Raw genomic sequence first — 7,280 nt, 5'->3', positions numbered from 1 at the left:
ATATGGCCAGTCGCCCTCGATGGGTCTTTCAAGGAACGCTTTGACCTTGCCGTCGATCTCTTCGCACAGCCGGCTGACCTGGCTTGATGCCGCTCATGCCCATGGCCTTGACCAGGTCGTCGACCGAGCGGGTCGAGATCCCCTGGACGTAGGCCTCCTGGATGGCGGCGGTCAGCGCCTTCTCGGCCGTGCGGCGCGGTTCGACGAAACCGGGGAAATAGGAGCCCTTCCTGAGCTTGGGGATGCGCAGCTCGACGGTGCCGGCGCGCGTCTCCCAGTCGCGCTCGCGATAGCCGTTGCGCTGGGCCGTGCGCAACGGCTCTTCTCGCCATAGGCGGCGCCGGTGGCGGCGCCCACCTCCAGCTCCATCAGCCGCTCGGCGGCAAAGCCAATCATCTCGCGCAAGATATCGGCATCGGGGGTCTTCTCCACAGCGTGCGCAGGTTCATCATGTCGTCGGTCATCGATGGTTCCTTCGAATCAGGTTGGTGTCAGCAACCCGACCTTACCGGCGAACTGTCGATGACCACCGCAAAGCCGCTCGCTCGCTACAGCGCTATCGAGGGCGCGCTCGCAAGCGGCTTCGCTACCGCCGAGCTACACCACCTGTAGGGAGTACGTCATGCCAAGCTGATGATTGCTTGTGGGTGCAAGTCCCATCCGGCCAAAGCCGTAGCGGGCAAGCCGGGACCGAGTCTTGCGGGCGTCGCGGCAACGCGGGGTCTGAAGTGTAGACAGGAGCCATGCGGGGGGCGGGAATGAGCCTCGAAAGGTGGATGTTCGCGGAGGCCGAGTGTGTTCCCTAGTCACGAAGGCAATATGAGCATCGTCGTTACGCGAGACGATGCCGCTCCGTCGGGGTCGATGGCCGGGTCACGCATGGAAGGTAATCATCGGAACATGAGAGGCCCGACCGGGTCCGCTGGATTGGTCTCCAACGGGGGACAGCAGCAAGGTACTGCCAGAGCTGCCGTTCGAGCTGAGGTCGGGAGTCGGACTGGTTCATAGTACCCGTGAAGCCGTCGAAGGAAACGAGGCGAGTGGAGGGAAGGGACCAGCCTGAGGGGAGCCTGCGCGAGGAGGCCAAGGTCCGGACACAGAGCCGGGTTGCCTTGCCGCTGACCCTCGAGCGGGTGAACGCGGCGGCCAGGCAGGCTGCCCGAACCCGGTTCACGGCCCTGCTGCATCACGTCGACGAAGAAGCCCTTTACCGGGCGTTTCGGCGACAGAAGCGACAGGCGAGTGCTGGGGTCGATGGGATGACCGTGGCGAAGTACGAAGAGGGGCTGACGGATAACATCCGTGATCTCTGCGAACGGGTCCACACCGATCGCTACCGGCCACAGCCGGTGCGGCGGGTCTACATTCCCAAAGCCGATGGAGTAAACGGCCTCTCGGGGTGCCGGCGCTGGAAGACAAGATCGTCCAAAGCGCGGTGGCCGAGGTGCTGAGTGCTGTCTACGAGGTCGACTTCCTGGGATTCTCCTACGGCTTCCGGCCGGGGCGGAGCCCCCACATGGCGCTTGATGCCCTGCATACAGCGATCATGAGCCAGCGTGTGAACTGGGTGCTCGATGCCGACATTCGCAGCTTCTCGACTCGGTCGACCACGAGTGGCTGCTGCGAATGGTGGCGCACAGGATCGCTGATCCTCGTATCCTACGGCTCATTGGGCTGTGGTTGCGGGCCGGCGTCCTTGAGAGCGGCGAGAAGCAAGAGACGGACAGGGGTACCCCGCAAGGGGCGGGCATCAGTCCGCTCCTCGCCAATATCTTCCTGCACTACATCCTCGATCTCTGGGCCCACCAATGGCGTCGTCGCCATGCACACGGTCGCGTTGTGATCGTGCGTTACGCTGACGACTTCGTCATGGGCTTTGAGAAGAAGGCCGATGCAGAGGAGATGCTGTTGGCCCTCAAGGCGCGGCTGGCCGGCTTTGGCCTGACACTCCACGAGGACAAGACGCGGCTGATCGAGTTTGGGCGGTTCGCGGCCCTCTCACGACAGCGGCGTGGCGAGCGGCGACCCGAGACCTTCGCCTTTCTGGGCTTCACCCACTACTGCGGGCGGACCCGGGATGGCCGGTTCATCGTGAAGCACAAGACGGAAGGGAAACGCCTGACGCGCAAGCTGACGGCGCTGCGCCAGCCTGGCGGCTCATGCACGCGCCAATGGCTGCGCAGCACAGGTGGTTCGCCGCCGTTCTGCGTGGACACTACGGCTACTACGGCAGGCCGCACAACTACCCAGCGCTCAACGGATTCCATCGGCAAATGCGCCGGATATGGCTACGGTGTCGGAGACGGCGCAGCCAGAAAAGCCGGCGCATGGGCTGGTCGGAGTTCGAGACCCTGACGGCGCGCTTCCCCCTGCCAACTCCGCGCATCACTCGAACTTGGGCGCAGGCACGGATATGACGCGGGTTACCCTCGGGAAGAGCCGGGTGCGGGAAATCCGCCCGCCCGGATCTGTGAGGGCGAAAGCCGAATGGCTGAGCTACGCGACCGCGACCCATCCACGCCTCAAGTTCGGTGACGAGAAAACGGCTTTGCTGCCGGCGTCTTTGCTTCCTGAGAGGTCATCGGAAACAGCCCATTCAGTCCCCCTTAATCACCGTGAAGGAATCTGCGCGCCGGCGTATCACCGCTTTTATGCACATTGCACCGTACAACGCCGATCTCCTGCGTGGATGGAGGATGATTCGCGTAAACCGGCCACTTAGATGCGCTACAGTTACCAAGTGCGCTATGAGCGGTCCGATCCTCTCATTGGTAAGCCGACTTGATGCGGGTGATTCAGAACTTTTGCAGAGGATTCGCGACTACGCCTCCTCCCAAGGCGCACCGGCCCGGCAACGAGCTCAGTCTCCTGCCGGGCCGGTCTGAGTGTCTGGCGGACAGTTAGCCAGTGTCGGGGGCTTCAACCGATCTCACTCCGCCTTATACATGTCGGCAAGGTGCCCTCCTTAGAGCGCGTCCGTGTCGCTGCTAGGGCAGGGAACTTTGAAGATGAGAGGGTGGGAGGGGAAAGAATGCTGAACAATCGTCGGTCGCATGGGCTTTGGGAGCGGACAGCTCCGCCGCCGCCTGCAACGGAGAGGCTGGGGGGCGACCTCGTTGCCGATGTAGCGATCGTCGGCGCCGGCTACACCGGGTTGTCCACTGCGCTGCACCTGGCCGAACGGGGCCTGGACGCTGTCGTGATCGAGGCAGTCGAGATTGGTTTTGGCGCCGCCGGGCGGAGCACCGGGTTGGTGAATGCGGGCCTCTGGGTGATGCCCTCGGCGCTCAAGGAGACGCTCGGTCCGGTCTATGGCGGACGTTTGCTTAATTTGCTGCGCGATTCCCCACGCACCGTCTTCGAGATTGTCGACAAGCACAACTTGCGGTGCGAGCTGAAGCGGGTCGGCACGATCCACTGCGGAGCCGATAAGAAGGGCGTCGCCGAGATCGTGGAGCGAGCCCGGCAGTGGCAGGCGCTCGGCGCCCCGGTGCACATCCTCGATGCCGGGGAGACCCGTGCCAAGACAGGCACCTCGGCCTTCGCCGCAGGCCTCCTCGACCTCCGTGCCGGGACGATCCAGCCGCTCGCCTATGTGCGCGGCCTCGCTGGCGCAGCGATTGCCGCCGGCGCGACCGTCTTCACGGCGAGCCCGGTCGAGCACATCGCGCGCGAGGGCGGCGTCTGGCGGCTCGCCACGCAAAGAGGAAGCGTCCGGGCCAAGTGGGCGGTTCTTTCGACCGACACCTACACCTCGCGCATCCTTCCTGAGCTGCGTGGCGAGCAAGTGGTGCTGCCCTTCTTCCATGTCGCGACTGCGCCGCTGAGCCACAGACTTCGCCACACGATCCTGCCCGAGGGGCACGGCGCGTGGGACACCCGCACCGTGCTGACCGCCTTTCGCACAGACAATGCCGGCCGCCTCATCGTCGGCAGCGTCGGCGCGCTCCGCGGCACCGGAACCATGATCCATCGCCACTGGGCGCGGCGGCGTATCCGGGCGCTCTTCCCGCAGATCGGTGAGGTCGAGCTGGAGCATGAATGGTACGGTCGGATCGGCATGACGACCGACCATCTGCCCCGCCTTCATATCCCAGCGGAAAACATGATCGCACTGACGGGCTTCAACGGACGAGGTATCGCGCCGGGTACGGTGTTCGGCCGCGAGCTCGCCCGCCATATCAGCGGCGAGCTGCCGCTCGATGGGATGTTCCTGCCAGTGTCCCCGGCGCAGAACGCCCCCTTCCGGGCCATCAGAGAGGGATACTATGAGCTCGGCGCGCAGATCGCGCATCTGCCGCCGGCGCGCTGATCCCCGGGATGTTTAGGTAGATAACGGTGTCATTGTAATTCTAGCCGTCGCCCCCGATCCCGCGCGCCTGCTCGTTCGGTTGCTCCATGCGCTGCGGCGAAGATCAGCCGAGAGCTTCGAGAGGAATGCCAGGGCGGCCATGCACAGGCTCATATGGCGATGCCATCCGTGCCAGGACCGAGCCTCGCAATGATCAAGTCCGAGATCATCCTTGGCGCGCTCAAAACACTCCTCGATCGCCCAGCGCAGGCCGGCCACTGCCGCCAATTCGGCCAAGGAGGAACCGGGCGGGGCGAAGATCAAGTAGTAGGCTTTTTCTCCGGATGTCGATCGCTTGCGGCGGATGAGAAGCCAATGCTCGAAACCGCCTTTTGACGTCCAAGGGCGGCGGATGCGTGCCCAGTCGTAGAGCCGAGGCCCTTTGGCGCCTTCACCTGCCGCATGACAGACCCAGTCGTCGGGCTCGAACTCGCCGGCCAGTTCCTCGGGCGAGGTTTCCTCAAACAGACGATCCCCTCCACGGCGCATGAAGTGAGCGCCTCGAACCGCCAAGACATAGGGCTGCTCGCGAGCTTCCAGCATCCGGCGAAGGCTGCTGTCCGCCCGTAGACAGCGTCGCCCAGAACGTAAGCGCACGGGACGCCGGCATCGAGCGCCGCCTCGACCATGGCGCGCGCCATCTTTGGCTTGGTCGCAAACTCGACCGTCTCCGGGATCGACGCCCTGGCACATCGCGCCCGATCCTTTGTCCAGCTCTCCGGCAGATAAAGGCGACGATCAACCAGCGCTTGGCCGTAGCGGCTCGCGTAAGCCAAGAACACGCTGATCTGGCTGTTCTCGATCCGCCCCGCCGTTCCCGAGTACTGACGCGCGACACCGGCGGAACGATCGCCCTTCTTCACAAATCCCGTCTCGTCGAAGCACCGCGTAGCCTCCAGGAACAGGTCAAATCGCTGGACACGGAGATTGCTGCTCGGGCCAAAGCCGACGAGTCCGCTCACCGGCTGATGACCGTGCCCGGCATAGGTCCGCTGATCGCTACCGCACTCGAGGCAATGGCGCCGCCGGCGGAGACATTCCGCTCCGGGCGCGACTTTGCAGCCTGGATCGGGCTGACGCCGATCCAGCGCTCAACCGGCGGCAAAGAACGGCTCGGACGAACGTCCCGGATGGGTGAGCGAACGCTACGGCGCCTGCTCATCATTGCATCCAGCGCCGTGGTTCGCTGGGCCAAACGCAAAGGCGTGCCATCCGGCTCGTGGCTTCATAGAATGCTGGCGCGCAAGCCACCGATGCTAGTGATTGTGGCGCTGGCCAACAAGACCGCGCGCATCGCATGGGCTCTGATGACGAAGGGGGGGAATCTACCGAGCTCCGACCGTCGCCGCCTGAGTGCGGGAAGCGGTCGAGGCTGTCGGGAGGCCGTGAGAAGGTCGAAGGACAGGTATGGCGCAACGTCGGAGAGGCGGGATCAGGAGAACCAGGCGCATGGGGAGCGCTTCGAGCGCGTTCCAATGATGTGGACCTGATCCTCGAACTCCCATACGGGCCCGCGGCCATGAGGGCCGCAATGAGGGGCCGAACACATGGCAGCACCCGAACACGCGCAGCAGCCTGCACCAAAGATTCTTCTTGCATCCGTCGGGGCGTCCACACATGGCCGTGCGGCACGCCTGCCGGCAGCGTTCGCCGCGCGGCGCTCTTCCGTGCAGGCGAGCCATCTTGGTTGACAGCCCGGTCTCATCGATGAAGACGAGCTTTGAGATCGAGCTGGCCGTCGAACCAGGCACGCCGGCGCTTCAGGATGTCGGGACGATTTTGCTCCAGTGCGTGTGCGGACTTTTTTTGAACGTCCAGCCGTGCCCCCGCAGGCAGTCGCTCAACGTGCTGCGGCCGATGCGCATGGACCGCTCGGCCAAGAGCTGCTCCACCATCTCGTTCAGCGTGATGTCCTTGCGCTCCTCGATCATCCCGACGATGAAGTCGGCATGGGCGTCGAGACGCGAGCCGCGCCGTCGTCCCTGCGGTCGCGGCGTCGTCTCGCCCCCTCCGGGCTCTGCCGATCCAGCGGATCTCGATATCCCGACACCGAACCGAGCCGCTGCCTGGCGGCCGATGCTCCTTCACCCGCCGCCTTCACGACACGTGACCGCAGATCCTCACCAAGTGCTCTCGCCATCGTCCACCTCCATAAAGTGGACGTTGAATCAGTCAAACGATTCGCGTCACATCACAATCGATTCATCGATCCCCGGACGTGCTCTAGTTGCGGACAGAGCGCGATGACATCCCACACATCGGCTGCACGGCTCTCTGTTGGCTTTGTGAATGTCGTTCGCTCTACCGGGCCTTCGGATCTCAAATAGAACTTCTGATAATTGTGGACAATCCGGAACCATCCAGCGAATACTGTCACCGTCTCGCCTTCCATTTTCCTCGTTTAAGACAACCGCCGCATGCCCGAGAGGCGCTTGTGGTTTGGAACTCACACGTAAGAATGCTGCTGCCCGCTTACGACTAATCAACAATAACCTCCCTTGAACGGCCAACCCTCCGATGTGCCGCCGGCAATCAAAACGCTGCAACAGATCTTCAAATCAATTTATCAAGATCTTCACGGCCGCCCGCCGTTGACAATGGTACGTTCGCCGCAAGTCTGAGGTCAGGCTCGGCTGAAAAAGCTGGAGTTGATTTACGCGCGGTCCGCAGCATAACTCGCAACGCTGGAGTCTACAGCCATGGCAAGAAGAGCGCTCATCCTGCTTGAAGGCAACACACACGGCACTGCTTTAATGTATGTCCAAGCGGCCCAGCGTCTTGGTCTTCATCCAATTACCCTGTCGGCTGATCCAGCTCAGTACGACTATCTTGCGGCGGAAGGCATTGAGGCAATCCGTGTCGATACAAACAATCTCGATGCGCTGATCCGTGAATGTGACCAGCTCCGCGCGACCTATGATCTTGCTGG

General features: G+C 63.3%; 3 protein-coding genes and 5 pseudogenes. 5 read left to right on the top strand and 3 right to left on the bottom strand.

The annotated features are described in order from the left end of the window. Positions 1-464 (bottom strand): annotated as a pseudogene (locus NKH42_RS30670) (transposase); the annotation flags it as partial. On the opposite strand from NKH42_RS30670, the gene NKH42_RS30665 reads away from it, so the two are divergent. The 3 genes from NKH42_RS30665 (at position 451) to NKH42_RS30655 (ending at position 4,312) form a co-directional block, all read left to right on the top strand. Next, complete coding sequence (locus NKH42_RS30665) at positions 451-612, top strand: hypothetical protein (protein ID WP_167391251.1); 162 nt, start codon at positions 451-453, stop codon at positions 610-612. The pseudogene NKH42_RS30670 and the gene NKH42_RS30665 sit on opposite strands and share 14 nt — an antisense overlap. Before the next feature lie 1,014 nt (positions 613-1,626). Continuing rightward, positions 1,627-2,355, top strand: coding sequence for a reverse transcriptase domain-containing protein (locus tag NKH42_RS30660; protein WP_352974805.1), 729 nt, complete (start codon positions 1,627-1,629; stop codon positions 2,353-2,355). Positions 2,356-3,031: 676 nt separating this feature from the next. Then, positions 3,032-4,312 carry an NAD(P)/FAD-dependent oxidoreductase gene (locus tag NKH42_RS30655; protein WP_352974804.1) on the top strand — a complete coding sequence of 427 codons (1,281 nt, stop codon included), beginning with the start codon at positions 3,032-3,034 and terminating at the stop codon, positions 4,310-4,312. A 12-nt stretch (positions 4,313-4,324) separates the two neighbouring features. Here the strand turns inward: NKH42_RS30655 and NKH42_RS31360 are convergent. Further along, positions 4,325-5,229, bottom strand: a pseudogene (locus tag NKH42_RS31360) (IS701 family transposase); the annotation flags it as partial. Between NKH42_RS31360 and NKH42_RS30640 the strand changes: the two are divergent. Continuing rightward, positions 5,224-5,704: pseudogene (locus NKH42_RS30640) on the top strand (IS110 family RNA-guided transposase); the annotation flags it as partial. The pseudogenes NKH42_RS31360 and NKH42_RS30640 sit on opposite strands and share 6 nt — an antisense overlap. A gap of 264 nt (positions 5,705-5,968) precedes the next feature. On the opposite strand, the pseudogene NKH42_RS30635 reads toward NKH42_RS30640, so the two are convergent. Then, a pseudogene (locus tag NKH42_RS30635) lies at positions 5,969-6,491 on the bottom strand (transposase); the annotation flags it as partial. A gap of 559 nt (positions 6,492-7,050) precedes the next feature. Here NKH42_RS30635 and NKH42_RS30630 point away from each other — a divergent pair. Next, positions 7,051-7,280: pseudogene (locus NKH42_RS30630) on the top strand (ATP-grasp domain-containing protein); the annotation flags it as partial.

This window comes from Mesorhizobium sp. M1142 (assembly GCF_040318565.1).
Classification (GTDB): domain Bacteria; phylum Pseudomonadota; class Alphaproteobacteria; order Rhizobiales; family Rhizobiaceae; genus Mesorhizobium.
The sequence above is the reverse complement of the archived record's forward strand: the minus strand, read 5'-3'. Positions and strand labels throughout refer to the sequence as shown.

Bases quoted from the DNA above. Each gene is read 5' to 3' on its own strand.
- NKH42_RS30660 (WP_352974805.1), top strand. From the start codon at position 1,627: ATGGTGGCGCACAGGATCGCTGATCCTCGTATCCTACGGCTCATTGGG.
- NKH42_RS30655 (WP_352974804.1), top strand. From the start codon at position 3,032: ATGCTGAACAATCGTCGGTCGCATGGGCTTTGGGAGCGGACAGCTCCG.
- NKH42_RS30665 (WP_167391251.1), top strand. From the start codon at position 451: ATGTCGTCGGTCATCGATGGTTCCTTCGAATCAGGTTGGTGTCAGCAA.